The organism is Methylomonas sp. ZR1 (genome assembly GCF_013141865.1).
In the GTDB taxonomy this organism is placed as follows: domain Bacteria; phylum Pseudomonadota; class Gammaproteobacteria; order Methylococcales; family Methylomonadaceae; genus Methylomonas.
Map to the genome: position 1 here is coordinate 3,189,043 of NZ_RCST01000001.1, position 16,385 is coordinate 3,205,427.

15 protein-coding genes and 1 CRISPR repeat array (1 of these 16 running past the window's edge) are annotated in these 16,385 nt (G+C 53.3%); of the genes, 7 read left to right on the forward strand and 8 right to left on the reverse strand.

Annotation, left to right across the window (positions count from 1 at the left end; translation table 11 throughout):
* The first annotated feature begins 65 nt into the window (after window positions 1–65).
* The 3 genes from DDY07_RS14385 (at window position 66) to DDY07_RS14395 (ending at window position 2,487) form a co-directional block, all read left to right on the forward strand.
* The gene (locus tag DDY07_RS14385) at window positions 66–572 is read left to right on the forward strand and encodes an RNA polymerase sigma factor (RefSeq protein ID WP_171696360.1); all 507 of its coding nucleotides are present in this window, start codon (window positions 66–68) and stop codon (window positions 570–572) included.
* A 286-nt stretch (window positions 573–858) separates the two neighbouring features.
* Window positions 859–1,380, forward strand: a complete 522-nt coding sequence (locus DDY07_RS14390; protein ID WP_171696361.1) for an RNA polymerase sigma factor — start codon at window positions 859–861, stop codon at window positions 1,378–1,380.
* Between the two features lie 48 nt (window positions 1,381–1,428).
* On the forward strand, window positions 1,429–2,487 hold the full coding sequence (locus DDY07_RS14395) for a FecR domain-containing protein (protein ID WP_171696362.1): 1,059 nt from the start codon (window positions 1,429–1,431) through the stop codon (window positions 2,485–2,487).
* 51 nt (window positions 2,488–2,538) lie between these two features.
* Here DDY07_RS14395 and DDY07_RS14400 read toward each other — a convergent pair whose 3' ends face one another.
* From DDY07_RS14400 to DDY07_RS14415, 4 genes are all read right to left on the reverse strand, one after another.
* Window positions 2,539–2,946 carry a type II toxin-antitoxin system VapC family toxin gene (locus tag DDY07_RS14400; RefSeq protein ID WP_253734735.1) on the reverse strand — a complete coding sequence of 136 codons (408 nt, stop codon included), beginning with the start codon at window positions 2,944–2,946 and terminating at the stop codon, window positions 2,539–2,541.
* A gap of 5 nt (window positions 2,947–2,951) precedes the next feature.
* Entirely contained in the window at window positions 2,952–3,197 is a 246-nt protein-coding gene (locus DDY07_RS14405) for a type II toxin-antitoxin system Phd/YefM family antitoxin (RefSeq protein ID WP_171696364.1), read from the reverse strand.
* 102 nt (window positions 3,198–3,299) lie between these two features.
* The gene (locus DDY07_RS14410; protein WP_171696365.1) at window positions 3,300–3,518 is read right to left on the reverse strand and encodes a ribbon-helix-helix protein, CopG family; all 219 of its coding nucleotides are present in this window, start codon (window positions 3,516–3,518) and stop codon (window positions 3,300–3,302) included.
* Window positions 3,515–3,940: a putative toxin-antitoxin system toxin component, PIN family gene (locus tag DDY07_RS14415; protein WP_129871352.1), complete on the reverse strand. Its 426-nt coding sequence runs from the start codon at window positions 3,938–3,940 to the stop codon at window positions 3,515–3,517. The genes DDY07_RS14410 and DDY07_RS14415 overlap by 4 nt, the downstream gene beginning before the upstream one ends.
* 182 nt (window positions 3,941–4,122) lie before the next feature.
* On the opposite strand from DDY07_RS14415, the gene DDY07_RS14420 reads away from it, so the two are divergent.
* Both DDY07_RS14420 and DDY07_RS14425 read left to right on the forward strand, forming a co-directional pair.
* The gene (locus DDY07_RS14420) at window positions 4,123–6,540 is read left to right on the forward strand and encodes a TonB-dependent receptor (protein WP_171696366.1); all 2,418 of its coding nucleotides are present in this window, start codon (window positions 4,123–4,125) and stop codon (window positions 6,538–6,540) included.
* A 352-nt stretch (window positions 6,541–6,892) separates the two neighbouring features.
* Window positions 6,893–7,402 carry an RNA polymerase sigma factor gene (locus DDY07_RS14425; RefSeq protein WP_101052162.1) on the forward strand — a complete coding sequence of 170 codons (510 nt, stop codon included), beginning with the start codon at window positions 6,893–6,895 and terminating at the stop codon, window positions 7,400–7,402.
* A gap of 172 nt (window positions 7,403–7,574) precedes the next feature.
* Here the strand turns inward: DDY07_RS14425 and DDY07_RS14430 are convergent, their stop codons facing one another.
* A complete protein-coding gene (locus DDY07_RS14430; RefSeq protein ID WP_171696367.1) occupies window positions 7,575–7,802 on the reverse strand; it encodes a DUF2835 domain-containing protein in 228 nt (75 codons plus the stop codon).
* Window positions 7,803–7,844: 42 nt separating this feature from the next.
* The gene (gene htpX / locus DDY07_RS14435; protein WP_171696368.1) at window positions 7,845–8,720 is read right to left on the reverse strand and encodes a protease HtpX; all 876 of its coding nucleotides are present in this window, start codon (window positions 8,718–8,720) and stop codon (window positions 7,845–7,847) included.
* A gap of 112 nt (window positions 8,721–8,832) precedes the next feature.
* On the opposite strand from htpX, the gene DDY07_RS14440 reads away from it, so the two are divergent.
* A complete protein-coding gene (locus tag DDY07_RS14440) occupies window positions 8,833–9,942 on the forward strand; it encodes a sorbosone dehydrogenase family protein (RefSeq protein WP_171696369.1) in 1,110 nt (369 codons plus the stop codon).
* A complete protein-coding gene (locus DDY07_RS14445) occupies window positions 9,939–10,541 on the forward strand; it encodes an NUDIX domain-containing protein (protein ID WP_171696370.1) in 603 nt (200 codons plus the stop codon). The genes DDY07_RS14440 and DDY07_RS14445 overlap by 4 nt, the downstream gene beginning before the upstream one ends.
* Before the next feature lie 124 nt (window positions 10,542–10,665).
* Here the strand turns inward: DDY07_RS14445 and DDY07_RS14450 are convergent, their stop codons facing one another.
* Together DDY07_RS14450 and DDY07_RS14455 are read right to left on the reverse strand one after the other, a co-directional pair.
* Window positions 10,666–12,108 (reverse strand): hypothetical protein, encoded by a 1,443-nt coding sequence (locus tag DDY07_RS14450; RefSeq protein WP_171696371.1) that lies wholly within the window; start codon window positions 12,106–12,108, stop codon window positions 10,666–10,668.
* A 114-nt stretch (window positions 12,109–12,222) separates the two neighbouring features.
* On the reverse strand, window positions 12,223–16,119 hold the full coding sequence (locus DDY07_RS14455; RefSeq protein ID WP_171696372.1) for a PAS domain S-box protein: 3,897 nt from the start codon (window positions 16,117–16,119) through the stop codon (window positions 12,223–12,225).
* Between the two features lie 253 nt (window positions 16,120–16,372).
* Window positions 16,373–16,385: a CRISPR direct-repeat array (repeat unit 36 nt); it runs 3,280 nt beyond the window's last position.

The following is a 16,385-nucleotide window of genomic DNA, read 5'->3' on the forward strand; positions in this document are numbered from 1 at the left end:
TTTGTTCGGCGCGCACAAGTGCTGAGGCACAGTTTTAAAAGCGGTAAATTTTTTGATACAAGTCGATGAACAACCATTACCCGCCCTTAACTGCCGCCTACATCCGCTACCAAACCGAGCTACAACAATTTCTGTGGCGCCAGGTCAATTGCCGGGAAGCGGCGGCGGACTTGCTACAAGATACCTATCTGCATATCGCTGAATATCCAGAGCAAAAACAAATCACCAACCAAAGGGCATTTTTATACCGGGTGGCCGGTAATCTGGCCTTGGATTATTTGCGCAGCCGAGCCCGGCAACAAGCGCGGGACGGCGGTACTTTGGACGAGGACTGGCTCTGCCCTTCTCCCCAACCTGAGCGGTTTGTGCAGAGCGAGCAACAATGGTTGGCAATAGAAAATTGGCTCCATAGCATACCGTTACTCAACCGACAGATTTTGTGGCTGCGCCGTTTGGACGGCAAACACCAGCGGCAAATCGCAGCGGAACTTTGCGTTTCGGAACGTCAAGTCGAACACATCTTGTACCGAACCGGAAAATTGCTGGCAGGAGCCCGCCTGGACGATTATTGATATCTATCGGGTATGAGATTTCACTTACTCCGACAAGAAAATAAGTCATATGCCACGATTTTTCTTAAAAATTGCATGCCAGCACTGGGTGCGTTGTCAAAACATCGGCTAGATTAGCGTTTTAGTCATAAGCTAACCGCATGAATACATTGGGATTTTACGAATAACACCTGCCATGAAAAAACCCGAAGCCAGTTAAATGGAATATTTTTTGCTGCCCGACAAGGTTTTCTACCCAAAAAACCAACCCGATTGACCGCATCAAGCCTGCCTCGATCAAAAACGCATGAATACATTACTGGACAAACTATTCCGCAGACACGGCAAGGAGCTTCTGGCATTTGCTGAACGCCAAAGCAATGTCACAATCGCGGAAGATATTACCCAGGAAGCTTTTTTGCGATTAATGCAGCATCCCAATCTGCCGGCCATCGAAAACCACCGGGCCTATTTGTTCAAAACCGCCGCCAATCTCAGCAAAAACGCCTACGATCACGAACAGGTCAGGTTGCGGTATACGCCAGACGAACCGGTAGAGCTGGAGCAACTGGTTTGCCCACTGCCTGCGCCGGAAACGACGGTCGCAATCCAGCAGCAACTGGAGCGTTTTCTATCGGTTTTGCTGCAACTGCCTGAAGTCGTGCAGCATGCCTTTATCTTAAGCAAACTGGATGGTTTAAGTTACCCAGAGGTTGCCGAAGCACTGGGCATTTCCAGCAAATCGGCGCAACGCTATGTGTTCAAAGCCTGGCAACACCTTATTCAGCATCTGGGGCATGATTTTTTGGGCGATAATCTGACCCGATAAGCAGGGCTCAACTGTCTTATTAGGTAAAGCGCAAACAAGACTGGCCAGATGAAATCCAAAACTTACAAACTCAGCGGTACGCCCCAGGAACAAGCCGGATTTTGGGTGTTTACTCAACATTCGGACGAGTGGACGGCTGCTGCAGAACAGCAGCTACAGGATTGGCTGGCAGAAAATGACAGCAACCGCTTTGAATACGAGCGCGCGCTCCAGCTTTGGCAACAGCTGGATCAACTAAAACCCACCCGCTTTCCGGCTCGGGAAGCGGCACAGGAAATTCGAGCAAAGCGCATCCAGCGTAAACAACGCATCCGCAAAGCGCAAACAACCGGATTGATGGGCTTGCTGGTTTTGACCACGACTTTTGGTTTAAATGAGTATCGGCTAACCGATTACTATGCCACCGCAGTCGGCGAACGCAAGTCGATTGATTTGGCCGACGGCTCGCAAATCACCCTGAATACCGATACCCAACTGTCGGTGAAAATGACCGGCAACCGCCGGGTGATTGGTCTGGAAAAAGGCGAAGTTTACGTGAGTGTGGCCCATGAAATAGACCGGCCTTTCGATGTGATAGCCGGCAATGGCCGCATTCATGATATTGGCACGCGCTTTAATGTTTATTCTGCAAACAACACAACGCAAGTCACCGTCGCTGAAGGTCAAGTACAGATCATTCCGGACAGCAAAATAACCGGAGCGCGTTGGCTGGATCATGTCATCAGCCGATCAGCATTTTGGCTGCACCTGAGCAGCGCGCCGACTAACGACGAAAACCCTGCATTGGCAGTAGGCGAGCAAATTAGCTACGACGAACTAGGCCAAGTTGATGCACCGATTGCCACCAATGCTGCCAACATCATTGCCTGGCGAAGTGGCCGGCTGGTATTTGAGATGGCGCCTTTGGAAACCGTGTTAAGCCAAGTACAGCGTTATCACAAAGTAAGCTTCCAATACAGAGGCGAAGCACTTAAACAAATTCGGGTATCGGCCAGCTTCGAAATCGACAACCTGCCCAAAATACTGAATACTCTGCAGGCGGCATTACCGATCAAAACCGAGCAATTTCAAGATGGCAAGATTATGGTTTCTGCGAACCAAGGTTGACAGGCATACAAACCAGCCCTTTGTCCCAAGAGGCTGATTAGCCCATCATGTTTACAGCCAAGGATTAAGCGCTTCAATACCTGCGTTGCTGAAGTCTCGAACATTACGAGTAACCAATCGACAGCCATGCGTTCGGGCAGTCGCGGCAATGATCGAGTCAAAGGCAGCTAGAGATTTCCCTTGTGCCTCTGCCTCAACCGTCATTTGCGCCCACACCTTTGCAACCCTAGTGTCAAATACCAGAATTCGATCTTCAAAACCGATCTCCAACTCTTGTAGCCATAGCGTAAGCTCAGATCGGCGCTTTGATTCTGGCAACCGGTTCACACCACGCTGCAATTCAGCCAAAGTCATCGCACTGATGCAAAGCTCGTGCGCTTTGCTAGCTTCAAACCACTGTAGGACTTTGGCATCGGGCTTACTCTTGACTAGCTCAGAGAGCGCACAAGTATCCAACATATATTTCACAAAGCCAGATCCCGAATCACTTCTGTGGATCGTTCCAACACTAAGGCCTCACCGCGTGGCGCATTGAGCAGGCAGTCCTTCAAACGCGGCAATTGACCGCTTAAGCGCCGATAATCGTCAACGGCCAAGATGACAACAGCCTCTTCACCGCGTCGAGTCACCAGTTGTGGACCTTCTTTCAGGCAGAGCTCCACCACCTCGCTGAATCGGCTCTTCGCCTCTTGTAATTGCCAAGTATGCATCTATCTCTCCTGTCCAATCTGACCAGTTGTTAGTGTGAGCTTTATAAAAGGGTGTGTCAAAACACTAAACAGCCATCAAAACATGCGTACGCATAAGATCAATCAAAGCCCCAACGCATCCAATTCATCGAGCATTTTCAAAGCCTGTTTCGCATTGCCGCGCACCTGTGCCGCCATAAACCTTTGCCTGGCTTCATCTTCCGCCAATGCTTGTGCGGAAAACTCAAACATCAATTTGTTAAGGCTAATGCCTCTGGCTTTGGCAATATCTTTCAGTCTTTCCGCCATGTCTTCAGGTAAACGAATGGATAAGGTAGTCATGATTCTAATAACCTCAATAGCTGTTGCGGTGTAACGACTTCAAAACCGATGTGCCTAAGTTCCGCATTGGCGAAGTCAGATAAATTGTTGGTAATAATGTAAGAAGCACGTGCGGCAATAGCCAATTCAATAAGGTGATTATCCGCTTCATCCTGCAAATTCGGCCGCCAAAGATAACGCGCGTCCACAGAGGTACAGACACTCGCAAAGCCATCAAGAAACGCCATCAAAGAAACCGATGTTTGATTGCATAATGCTTGGATATGTTCACGATTGAGTAAATCTTGGTATTCAAGATAAAGCGCGTTGCCAACAAAGGGCTGTAAATCCCCTTCAAGACAGCGCCGCAAGATTTCCCGATTCGGCCCTGTCTTTCCTATCAGCCCTGCTACCAATACATTGGTATCGATTACGACTCTCATGATTCGTTAAATTGCCATCACATATGCACACAAAATTATCTTAACACAGGCCTTAGAGAGCATCTATCGAAAAAAATTTGCAAAAACCTTCTCCCAAGCTGACCAGATTTTCGACGCTGAGCTGTCTTACTTTATGAGCCGGAATAAACGGCACAGACCTTTCAGCAATCAGAGGATCAAGAATGAAAAAATTCACATGGAAACCGCGTCGCAGCCTGCTGGCACTGGCAATCTTGACGGCAACAGGCGCAGCGCTTGCCGAATCGCAGACCCATCACCTGAGCATTGCCCCACAAAGCATGAGTGATGCCTTGAAAGCACTGGCAGCGGAAACCCACATCCAAATCTTTAGTGATGGTGACGCGCTGAAAGGCAAGCAAACCAGCGGCATTCAAGGTGACTTTACCGCGCGGGAAGCCTTGCAGAAATTACTGACCGGCACGGGCTTGACCTATATCTTTACGGCGGAGGATGCGGTGGCAGTTAAGGCTGCAGAAACGGGAAGCAATGCGGCATCGACTTTGCCGGCGGTGACGGTTACTGGGAAGGCGGTTTATGATTCGACTGATCCCTACAACCCTGACTACAACTTACCGAATGCATCCACCGCCACCAAAACCGATACGCCGATTATGGAAACGCCGTATTCGGTCAAGGCGGTGCCGAAGCAGGTCATGGAAGACCAGCAAGTCGTTCGGATCGAAAAAGCCCTACAAAACGTCGCGGGGGTAGTGCAAGAATCATCGAGTGCGGGTTTGCGCGATAGTTTTAGTATCCGGGGTTTCTCGACCGGCAACGACATTCTGTTTTACCGCGACGGCAATCCGGTTCCGCAAAACGGCGGCAATGCATTTTCCAGTAAGCGCGATACCGCCAATCTGGAACGTATAGAAGTGTTGAAGGGGCCGGGTTCGCTGTTGTTCGGCCGGGTCGAACCGGGCGGTATCGTTAATTTAGTTACGAAACAACCCTTGGCAACCCCGTATTATTCCTTGCAGCAACAATTCGGCTCGTTCGACTTTTACCGGACCACGATCGACGCTACGGGCCCTATTAGCAAAGGCGGCGAGGTGTTGTATCGCCTGAACGCCGCCTACGAAGGAGCAGGCTCCTTTGCCGATTTTGTCGACAGCGACCGCTTCTTCGTCGCGCCCACCGTAAAGTGGCTTATCGGCCCGCGCACACAACTGACCGCGGAAATGGAATACCAACGTTTCGATGAAACGCCTGGCGCCATCGTCACTGCGCTTTCCAACGGCACGTCCGCTTATCTCCCAAAGTTTTCCCGCAATTTGACGGCCAGGGAGCCGGGTTGGAATTCGAATAAAGGTGACCGCATTCTGGCTGGATTCAACTGGTCGCACGGTTTTAACGACAACTGGACGCTATCTCACCGCTTTTATTACACCGGCATTAACGCTGATATTCGAGACGCTTGGTTGATGGGTTTGGCCGACGCCGACGGCAATGTATCGCGCGGTTACGAACGCCAGCAGGCCTCGACCGACAACTACTTTACCTCAATGAATTTAAGCGGTAAGTTCGATATTTGGGGTTTAAAAAACACCCTGCTCCTGGGCGGCGATTATTACCGGTCTGACGCCAAGGATCCTTTCGACGTACGCTTCATTCCGGGCACCTTTAACTTATTTAATCCGGCTTATAACACGGTCGGTTTTGACGGTATCGATGTGAATAATCGCGTCAGCTTTGGAGTCGATAACACCACATCCTGGCACGGATTGTATTTTCAGGACCAAATCGAATTGCCATTTAACGTGTTTGCCTTGGGCGGGTTTCGTTACGACCAAGCCGACCAGTTCGATCATCTGACCCATGCCAAAGCCGGCAACGAAAATCGGGTGAGTCCGCGCGGTGGCCTGCTCTGGCGACCGATTCCAGAATTATCGTTTTACGGCAGTTACACCGAAAACTTCGGCGCTCAAAACGGGATTAACGGCATGGGCGGCATTCTGCCGGCGCAAACCGCGCAGCAGTGGGAACTAGGAACGAAAACAGAGCTGTTGGACGGAAAATTTAGCGCCACGGTAGCGTATTTCGATTTAACCAAGCAAAACATGGCTACACCGGACCCCAATAACTCATTATTGATGCGATCAGTCGGCGAAGCACAAAGCCGTGGTGTGGAACTGGATATTTCCGGCGAATTATTGCCGGGTTGGAGGGTGATTGGCGGCTACAGCCACTTGTTTTTCGCCAATACCACGCACGATGTCGGGTGGGACGGCGGCACAGGTTTTCAAGGCAATCGCATGCCTAACGCGCCGCACAACATGGGCAGTTTGTTCAGTTCTTACGAGTTTCTCGATGGCGATTTGAAAGGCTTTAAATTTGGCGGCGGCATTACCGCTTTGAGCGAGCGCCAGGGCAATTGGGCCAACAGCTACCAAATACCGGGTTATGTGCTGGTCAATCTAATGACTAGTTATTCGATGAAGCTGGGCAAGGCAAAACTAACCACGCAACTGAATATCGATAACCTGACGGACAACTATTACTTTGCCGGCAGCAATACCGGAACCGATGTTTCAATTGGGGCGCCGCGGTCGTTTTTAGGATCGGTCCGGATCGAGTATTAGGACCGTTGGGGTGAGGTAACGAACCCCAACATTTTTGACCGGTTGGCCCGTTGCCCCTTGCTGATAATTTTTTGGGTCGCGATGTCTCGCTTTGATGTTTGGCTGGTGGTTTAACGGTTGTCGTGTTGGGGTTCGTTACCTCACCCCAACTTACGCCCTGGATAAGCGAAGCGCATCCGGAAAGTTTGGTGGATGCGCACGGCTTATCCACCCTACTGATTGCCCATCAGGAAGTGATCGTTTTTAAATCACTGTTAGGTTGCCGGTGGCTTGCTCACCAAGCGAATAGCGTTGCTCGGTGCTCACGAGCGTCAACGTACAGCTATAAATGCGGCAAAATTAGGCGTGCCCAATGTTGAACGATCATTATCCACCCTTAACCGCCGCGTATTTACGCCACCAAGCCGAGCTACAGCAATTTCTGCTGCGCCAGGTCAATTGCCGGGAGGCGGCAGCCGACTTACTGCAAGATACCTTTTTGCATATTGCCGACTATGCAGGGCAGGATGCCATCACCAATTGCCGGGCATTTCTGTACCGGGTGGCCGGCAACCTGGCTTTGGATTATTTGCGCAGCAAAGCCCGGCAACAGGCGCGGGACGGCGGGGCGCTGGACCAGGACTGGCAATGTCCCTGTCCTTTACCTGAGCGGTTGGTGCAAGGCGAGCAGCAATGGTTGGCGGCCGAAAGCTGGCTGCGCGGCTTACCCGCGCTCAATCGGCAAATCTGGTGCTTGCGTCGGCTAGACGGCAAGCGCCATCAGCACATTGCCGCCGAATTACAGATCTCGGAGCGCCAAGTCGAGCGGGTGCTGTACCAAACCGGACGCATGTTGGCCGGCGCGAACTTGGATGATGGTTAACTTGAGGGGATAGCGGAAAGATTTAAGCAATGTTTGCGTTAGCCATTGAAGGATCGTCAACGCCATCATTGGCGTGGATTGCCGAAATCCAGTGCACTCGGGGTTTCCGGGTCCCGCCAGTCCGCCGGGACGACATCAACGATTAACGCGAACATGGCTAAGATTTAAGCCGTCACGCCAGCTTTTTGATGCCGACAAACTTATTCCCTGCCCCCAGTTCCATTTCAAAATGGCCATGAATGCCGGTTTTGCTTAGATACCGCTGAATATTGCCAGCGGGAAAGACGATGCGCCGGCCGTCATCGGCAATCGTCACCACGGTTTTGGCGACGCCTTGATAAACAGCCAGATATTGGTCGTAACTTAAATCAAGTTTGAAGCGAATGAATTGATTAGCCATAAAAAAGCCGCGCCGGTTGACCCGGCGCGGCAAGGGAGCGTTCTAACGCATGTTTTGCAAAGCGGCGATGCGCTCTTCCAAAGGCGGATGGCTCATAAACAAGCGTTGCACGCCACCGCCATTGATGCCAAACGCCGCCAATTCGCCAGGCAATTCGGCGGGTTCATGCGCACGCTGCAAGGCGCGCAACGCACCTATCATTTTTTGCCGGCCGGCCAAGTTAGCACCGCCCGCGTCGGCGCGAAATTCGCGATAACGCGAGAACCACATCACCAGCATCGACGCCAAAATCGACAAGGCGATTTGCGCGACCATTTGCGTCACATAATACGCCGGACCGTAACCGCGTTCGGTTTTAAATACGACCCGGTCAACCACATAGCCGATGATGGTGGCAAAGAAATACACGAAGGTATTTACCACGCCTTGCATCAAGGCCATCGTCACCATATCGCCATTGGCGACGTGGCTAATCTCGTGGCCGACCACCGCTTCCACTTCATCGGCATTCATGCTGCGCAGCAAACCGGTACTGACCGCCACCAAAGCATTGTTACGGTTAGCGCCGGTGGCAAAGGCGTTGGCTTCCGGCGCATCGAAAATACCCACTTCCGGCATGCCGATACCTGCTTGACGAGCTTGGCGCTCGACCACGCTGACCAACCATTGTTCGGTTTGGTTTTGCGGCCGTTCGATGACATGCACCCCCATCGAGCTTTTAGCCGACCATTTGGACATGAACAATGAAATCACCGAACCGGTCATACCGATAACCGCTGACATCGCCAGCAGGCCTTCGATGTTCAAGTTGACTCCTTGAGCATCCAGCGCGCCTTGCAAGCCAAATATACTAAATATGATGCTGATCGCGATCATAATGGCCACGTTGGTGGCCAAAAACAGCAATATTCTCATCATGGCGTAACTTTCCTATGTTGTTATAAAGTGGGTTTAATCTGGGGAGCCCAAAGATTAAATTCAAGGCTATAGAGTGTTAACATCTGCCAAAGTTTACTTGAGGGACATAAAAATGAGAATTATAAAGTCGCTATTGATGCTGTTTGCCGCTACACCGCTATGCCTGGCAGCCACCCCCGAACAAGAGGCCGTGCTAAAACAATTACGTGTGCCGCCGGGTTTTAATATCAGAATATTCGCCGACGACGTGCCCAATGCCCGGCAAATGGCGCTGGGCGACAATGGCGTGGTCTATGTCGGTTCCCGCCAAGGCAGCGTCTATGCGGTACAGGATAAGGATGGCGACGGTGTTGCCGAACAAAAATATCTGATCATTCAACAGCTCAATCTACCCAATGGCGTGGCTTACAAAGACGGCACGTTATATGTCGCTGAAATTCACCGCATCATTCGTTTCGACGAGGTTGGTCAGCGCTTGGCCAGCCCGCCCAAAGCGGTCACAGTATTCGACCAGTTTCCCTCCGACCGCCACCATGGCTGGAAATATTTGCGCTTCGGACCCGACGGCAAGTTATACACCGCCGTCGGCGCGCCTTGTAACGTCTGCGACCCGGACAAACCGATTTACGGCTCGCTAATTCGCCTGGATCCGGATGGTAGCGATATGGAAATCCTGGCGCGCGGCATCCGTAACACGGTGGGGTTCGATTGGGAAACCCGCAGCGGCCATCTGTTTTTCAATGACAACGGCCGCGATTATCTGGGCGATGACATGCCGCCGGACGAACTGAACGAATGGAACCAAAAAGGCGAGCATTTCGGCTTCCCGTATTGCCATGCCGGGACCCTTGCCGACCCGGAGTATATCGGCGATAAACAATGCTACAAATTTAAAGCGCCTGCCTGGAAATATAAAGCCCACATCGCCCCGCTCGGTATGCGTTTTTATACCGGCAAACAATTTCCGGACACTTATTTCCGGCAGCTATTCGTCGCCCAACATGGCTCTTGGAACCGCACTGTGCCGCAAGGTTACCAGGTCAATGTGGTCAAATTCCGCGAAGGCCAAGCCTATAACGAACTACCCTTCATCAGCGGTTGGCTGACAGCGGACGGCCAAGTACTGGGACGGCCGAACGACATTCTGCAAATGCCGGACGGCAGCTTATTGATCAGCGACGACAGTTTGGGCGTCATCTACCGGGTAAGCTACGGCCGATGAGCGACAAACAATTTCAAATACTGGATACGCAGTTAGTGTATGAAGGCTTTTTCCGGCTGGAGCAATACACCCTGAAACACACGCTGTTCAACGGCGGTTGGAGCCCCCCTTTAAAGCGCGAATTGTTCCGCCGCGGCAATTGCGTGGCCGTGCTGCTGTACGATCCGGACCGCGACGAAGTGGTATTGATAGAACAATTTCGCGTCGGCGCGGTCCTGCAACCCGAACGGGCTTGGCAGCTGGAAATTGTAGCCGGTGCGATTGAAGTAGGTGAAACCGCTGAAGAAGTCGCTTATCGCGAAGCCCGCGAGGAAGCCGGCTGCGAGATTGCAGAACTCTTAGAAATCAGACAGTTCTTCACCACCCCAGGCGGCTCATCGGAGTGGATTACCCTGTTCTGCGGCCGGGTCGATAGCAGCCGGGTCGGCGGCATTCACGGTCTGGACGAGGAAGATGAAGACATTCGCGTCACAACCGTCAAATTCGACGAGGCATTTCAAATGCTGGAAGACGGCAAAATCGAATCCGGCATCCCCATCCTCGCCATCCAATGGCTGTATATCCATCGTGAGCAATTACGTGCCCGCTGGTTGGCCTGACTTAATTCGCCCGCGGTAACTGCCACAGTGAACCGGACTCTAGCCCGCAAAACACAGCGGTCGGGCAAGCTTTCGCCCGCGTCCACTGGCAAGGCTAACAGGCGATACGCCCAGGTTTTGCAGGCTATCGCGTTTGTAATGTACCCGCCCTATCCAGCCATTTGCCGGCTTTTTCATTCAGCCAGGCTTGGGCAAACTCGTCTTTTTTAATCAGCATATCCAAAAATGCGCTGGACACACTGGCGATGGCTGCCACTTGTTTATAACCCAAGTTCGGATCGCGGCGCTCTGTTTTGCCAAATAAGCCGCCGCCTGCACCGCCAGCGCTCATGCCGCGCCGCCCGCCGCCACTATGTCCGCCCGGACCGCCGCCGGAATCCATGCCGAAGTCGCCGCGCCGCTCCCCGCTCAAGCCAAACCGCCCACCCAACTCATTGCCTGACAGCAAACGATGCCCGGCGCCGCGCAATAACAATAGATATTTGCCGCCGGCCGGAGCCTGTTCCCAAACCGCCGTACGCACGGCGGCGGAACTAATCGCGTAAGGATCGTTATCTTCGCTGCCGGTAATCGTCAGCATCGGCAGACGCAAAGCTTGAAACCGGCTGCGCACATTGCCTTCCGCCAAATCCACCGACGGACTTAACACCATCGCCGCCACCGGCCTAAGCTGGTCCCCGCGCGGCAAACCGCTACCAAAATTCTCGCCCAAGGCTGCCGTCACGGTTTGCGCACCCAGGTCGTAGCCCGCCAGTATCACCTTGCTGAAATCGGCAGACGCATACAAAGGTTGCCGTAAGCCGGCGCGCGTTTGCAGTTGCGCATAGGCCCAAAATAGTTGAGCCAAGCGGGTTTTCAGATTCTCCATGCCAAAGTATTGATGACCGACATAACGCAATTCGCTTTCCCTAGCCGTCCGCGATTGCCGACGCGGCTTGTCACCAAACCAACCGCCGCTAGTCGGCTCCGGTCGCAACGCCATATTTTCATCAGCCAGCTCCGCATTTTCGTCGTCCGGAATCTCCTCCGGGTCATCGAAGCGCCGCTCCGCCTCCAAGGCCTTCAAGGCTTGGCTGACCGGCACCGGCTGCATGCTAAACACCAGGTAGCCCGCCTTGGCCCAGGTTTCCCGCCATAAACGCCCGGCTTTAGCATCTTCGCCCAAACTGGGCAGATAAATAATCAACGGATAGCTTCCCGGCGCACTCGGCCCGACCAGCTCTACTTCCAGTTCCGTTTGCTGATAAATCCAGACATCGTGCGTAACATCCACCGGAAAATTCCGCGCGGTTTTGTAGCCGCCGTTGCTCAATATTTCACTCAATTTTTCTTGCTGATCTTCCTGGCTGGTCAGCGGCGGCCTGGAGGAACAAGCCGCTAACAGCATGAGCGTAAAGGCCAACAGCAATCGGCACGCTTTATGGCTAACCCAGCCCTCAAATCCCGCCCTTGAAGGTACGGAGTTTATCGAAGGACACCACCGCCTGGGCGTGGAGGCACCCAGCCGGAACGGCATACCCATGATAAACAGGGCCGGATTCATAAAAAATTTATTAGCGTGGGACATGACTTTGCAACTCCGGCAAAAAATCGGCGACAGGTTCGAGAGCGGCATTATCGCCGACAGCGGTATCAAGCGGCGCAGGTAAATTGTAAAAATGGGTAAACCCGTCTGAGCCGGCTAAAGGTGCGGATCGCGCTGCAAAACATCCAAGGCTTGGTCGAAAGCAAACACCTCGACATGCCGCAGCAACGATGCGACACCCTCGCCGCCAAAAGCTTGCCGTAATTGCTCCCGATGGTTTTGTACATAAACTTGCGATTGAATATTGCCCTCCTCCAGTAATATCCGCAGGCCTTCGACCACCGCACGTAGCGCTTCCTCGGAATAGGTGGGCGGCGAAATGTCTTGAAGCGCAGGTTCAGCCGGCAACACATCGAGAATCTGCGCAATAAACCAGGCGAGTTGCTCCGTCAATTGTTTGAGCGGAAATTGCAAGGACTCGGCCGCTGCGGCCGCGCGCTGTTTTAACGTGATCTCAATACCCTCGGCGGTCTCCCGGATGTGGGTTATTCCCAAGGTTGCGGCACTGCTTTTTAAGGAATGCGCGGCTCTTTGTGCGGACTCCCAATCGCCCACTGCCAACAAATGCCGGATATTGTCGGCTTCGGCCGCATGCCGCTGCGCGAAATGGCGTAACTGGCGCAAATAAAACGGCAGCTTGTGTTGCAGATTGTGTAAACCGGCCTGCAAATCCAGGCCCGGAATGTTCGCCAAACGCTCGAGCAGCGCCGCGTTGCCCTCGTTTTGCTCATCCGGGGTTTTATGAACGCGGGCGGGCGGGCTGGGCGGCAAAGGCGGCATCCAGCGTAACATCACGTCGTACAGCACCTCCGGATTCACCGGTTTGGGAATATGGTCATTCATCCCGGCGCTCAGACAGGCGCGCCGATCTTCGTCGAAGGCATTGGCGGTCATGGCCAATATCGGCGTCTTTTCCCGCCCCGGCATACGCCTGATCGCCAGACTGGCGGCCATACCATCCATCTCCGGCATTTGCACGTCCAGCAGAATCAGGTCGTACAACTGTTTGGCGGCCATATCGCAAGCGATCCGGCCGTTTTCGGCCAAATCGACTAGCAAACCGGCGTCTTGCAACAACTCCAACGCCACTTCCTGATTGATCAGATTGTCTTCGGCCAATAACACCCGTCGGCCTTTTAGGCGGGATAAATCCGGATGCCGCGCATCCGCGGGCGCTTTTTGCCGCCATCCCGACAGCACGCCGGCAATCGTATCGTGTAAGGCCGACAGCGTCACTGGTTTGGCAAGATGCCCCACAATCCCGACGCTGTGCAAGTCCTCGGCGCTGCCGTCGTAACTATAGGCGGTCACCAAGACAATTTTCGGTAAGGCCTCGCCGAGGATTTCGCCCATCCGGCGCGCGGTTTGAATGCCGTCCACCCCCGGCATCATCCAGTCCATCAGCACCAGATCGAACGGTGCATCGGCTTGCCGGGCATCGGCAACCTGTTGCACGGCCGCCAAACCGGAATCGGCGACGCTCACCCGCGCCTCGAACCGCGTCAGCATGTGGGCGATGGCTTCGCGGGCCTCGGCCACATCGTCTACCACCAATACTTTTAAACCTTTACGAATATCCGGCTTAGGCAATTGCAGCGCAGAACCCACCGCATACTCGAACGGCAATTCCAGCCAAAACGTACTGCCCTGCCCCAAGTTGCTCTGCACACCCACCGTGCCGCCCATCATTTCGATCAGACGCTTACTGATGGCTAGGCCTAAACCTGTGCCGCCGAAACGCCGCGACGTGGTGGAATCGGCCTGTTCGAAGGCTTGAAACAAACGGCTGCATTGCTCGGCATTCATGCCGATGCCGGTGTCGCTGATTTCGAAGCGAGCCACAATCCCCACCGGATTTTTGGCTAGCAATTTAGCCCGAAACACGATGTGTCCGGCGTCGGTAAACTTGACGGCATTACTGGCAAAATTGAGCAAAATTTGTCCCAGCCGCAGCGCATCGCCCCTTAACACCGCCGGTAGCGCCGGGTCGATACGGTTAATCACTTCCAAACCTTTCTCGGCGGCGCGGTCGCAAATCAGGTCGTTCAAACTTTTGAAAACCTGGTCAAGATCGAAATCGCCGATGTCCAACACCAATTTGCCGGCTTCGATCTTGGAGAAATCCAGAATGTCGTTGATGATGCCCAGCAAATGCTGGGCAGCGACCGAAATTTTCGCCAGCTGTTCACGTTGCTTGGCATCCAGCGTGGTGTTTTGCAGCAAATGCGTCAAACCAATAATCGCGTTCATCGGCGTGCGGATTTCGTGGCTCATATTCGCCAAAAATGCACTTTTTGACACATTGGCCACTTCCGCCGCTTGCATCGCATCGGCCAATTGTTCGGTGCGTTCAACCACCAATTCTTCCAGATGCTCGCGATAGCTCTCCAACTCTTGAAGCATCTGTTTCTTCTCGCTGATGTCGTCCTTGATCGCCATGTAATGGCTAATCCGCCCGTCTTGCTGGCGAATCGGCGCCACGATAGCCGATTCCACAAACTCGCGGCCATCCTTGCGCTTATTGATAAACTCGCCCTGCCAGGACCGGCCGTGCGTCAAATTATCCCAAAGCACCGCAAAATACTCCGGCTTGGTCTTGCCCGATTTAAACAGACTGGCTTTTTGGCCCAACAGCTCGGAGCGCGTGTAGCCGGTGGTCTGGATCACGGCTTCGTTGACGTATTCGATGCGCGCATCCAGGTCGGTGATGACGATGCTCTCCGGGCTTTGCTCGACTACCAGGGATAATTTGCGCAGCGTCTCCTCCGCACGCTTACGCTCGGTGATGTCCATCAACGTTGCCAGTAAATTGTCGCCTATCGTCACCCCGGAGATGATAGCGGTGCGCACGTCGCCGTTTTTACAAGTCACTTGATATTCGTGAGATTCTATCGGTGCCTGCTGCTCGGCCGCGCGCTGCTGCAAATTCTGCCAAGTGTCGAAAACCGTTTGCCGGTAAACCGGATCGGGATACGCATGTTGCCACCAATCCTCGACGGTTGGGATGTCGGACAAGGTATAACCAAAAGTCCGGGCAATAGACTGGTTCAAAGCCAGCATCGTACCGTCGGCGGCGACCAGCGCCATCGGCACCGGCGCCACATCGAACAATTTACGGAAGTTAGCTTCGCTTTCCCGCAGCGCCGCCTTGATACGCTTACGCTCAGTGATGTCGCGGACGATCTTCGACGCGCCGATGACCTTGCCGTCGCCATCTTTGATCGCCGAAATCGTCGAGGCGACCTCGATCCGGCTGCCGTCTTTACGCACCCGCTGGGTTTCGTAATTGCTGATCCGCTCGCCGTTTAAAATCCGCTGGAGCAATTCGGCTTCCGTGATCACCAGTTCGGCGGGAAACAGCAGCGTAATCGGCTGACCAATAATTTCAGCGGCGCTGTAACCGAAGATACGTTCGGCCGCGGGGTTCCAACTGGTAACGATTCCGTCCAAATTTTTGCCGATAATCGCATCGTCGGAAGAATTGACCAGCGCCGCCAACTGGGTACGTTCCGCCACCAAACCCTGCTCAAGCAATACGTTCGCCGCTTTCAGGGCCTGCTCGACCCGCTCACGTTCGGCCACTTCCTGCTGCAACTGGGCGTTGGCCTCGCGTAACTGCGCCGGGCTGGGCAATTGCAGCGCTTTGGGAATCAGCGGTATCAGCACCGCCACCGTTATCACCGAAACTATCGCCGTCACCACTTTGGCAAACGCATCCAGTCCGTAAAGTGGTTCCCAAATCACCACCACATCCATCAGATGCGTCGTACCGCAGGCCAGAATGAACACCACAAACAGCCACAACACCCGGACATACGGAAAATCCTGCCGATGCCGCGCGAAATAACCCAAGGCAACCGGCAGCAAAAAGTAAGACAGAAATATCAGGCCATCGCTGATCACAAAGGTCCACAACAAACCCGGCGACCAGCTCAGGCAATAGCCATGCGGCATAAAATTATTGTCGGTCAGGAACTTTAGAATGTCATTCATGGCAGAAAGATCGGTAATAGTGATTTGCACGATTTAGGGAACTTGAACGACATACCGTCGCCCCGTATCCGTTAGCTAACGCATAACCCGCATTTGGATTCTCTAAATCCGATACAACTAAACATAGCAGCTAGCCCAAACAGCGTAAGGTTTAGCCACTTTTTATGTGGAATTAAACGCTGGCAGCAGGTAGATGGTTGGGGGGAACACGCTTGGATTATTGACCCGGCCTTATTTATCACGGATATGCCGTTCGGGCTGAGTGC

Excerpts from the sequence above, each read along its gene's own strand:
- DDY07_RS14385 (WP_171696360.1), top strand. The coding sequence starts at position 66 with ATGAACAACCATTACCCGCCCTTAACTGCCGCCTACATCCGCTACCAA.
- DDY07_RS14390 (WP_171696361.1), top strand. The coding sequence starts at position 859 with ATGAATACATTACTGGACAAACTATTCCGCAGACACGGCAAGGAGCTT.
- DDY07_RS14395 (WP_171696362.1), top strand. The coding sequence starts at position 1,429 with ATGAAATCCAAAACTTACAAACTCAGCGGTACGCCCCAGGAACAAGCC.
- DDY07_RS14400 (WP_253734735.1), bottom strand. The coding sequence starts at position 2,946 with ATGTTGGATACTTGTGCGCTCTCTGAGCTAGTCAAGAGTAAGCCCGAT.
- DDY07_RS14405 (WP_171696364.1), bottom strand. The coding sequence starts at position 3,197 with ATGCATACTTGGCAATTACAAGAGGCGAAGAGCCGATTCAGCGAGGTG.
- DDY07_RS14410 (WP_171696365.1), bottom strand. The coding sequence starts at position 3,518 with ATGACTACCTTATCCATTCGTTTACCTGAAGACATGGCGGAAAGACTG.
- DDY07_RS14415 (WP_129871352.1), bottom strand. The coding sequence starts at position 3,940 with ATGAGAGTCGTAATCGATACCAATGTATTGGTAGCAGGGCTGATAGGA.
- DDY07_RS14420 (WP_171696366.1), top strand. The coding sequence starts at position 4,123 with ATGAAAAAATTCACATGGAAACCGCGTCGCAGCCTGCTGGCACTGGCA.
- DDY07_RS14425 (WP_101052162.1), top strand. The coding sequence starts at position 6,893 with ATGTTGAACGATCATTATCCACCCTTAACCGCCGCGTATTTACGCCAC.
- DDY07_RS14430 (WP_171696367.1), bottom strand. The coding sequence starts at position 7,802 with ATGGCTAATCAATTCATTCGCTTCAAACTTGATTTAAGTTACGACCAA.
- htpX (WP_171696368.1), bottom strand. The coding sequence starts at position 8,720 with ATGATGAGAATATTGCTGTTTTTGGCCACCAACGTGGCCATTATGATC.
- DDY07_RS14440 (WP_171696369.1), top strand. The coding sequence starts at position 8,833 with ATGAGAATTATAAAGTCGCTATTGATGCTGTTTGCCGCTACACCGCTA.
- DDY07_RS14445 (WP_171696370.1), top strand. The coding sequence starts at position 9,939 with ATGAGCGACAAACAATTTCAAATACTGGATACGCAGTTAGTGTATGAA.
- DDY07_RS14450 (WP_171696371.1), bottom strand. The coding sequence starts at position 12,108 with ATGTCCCACGCTAATAAATTTTTTATGAATCCGGCCCTGTTTATCATG.
- DDY07_RS14455 (WP_171696372.1), bottom strand. The coding sequence starts at position 16,119 with ATGAATGACATTCTAAAGTTCCTGACCGACAATAATTTTATGCCGCAT.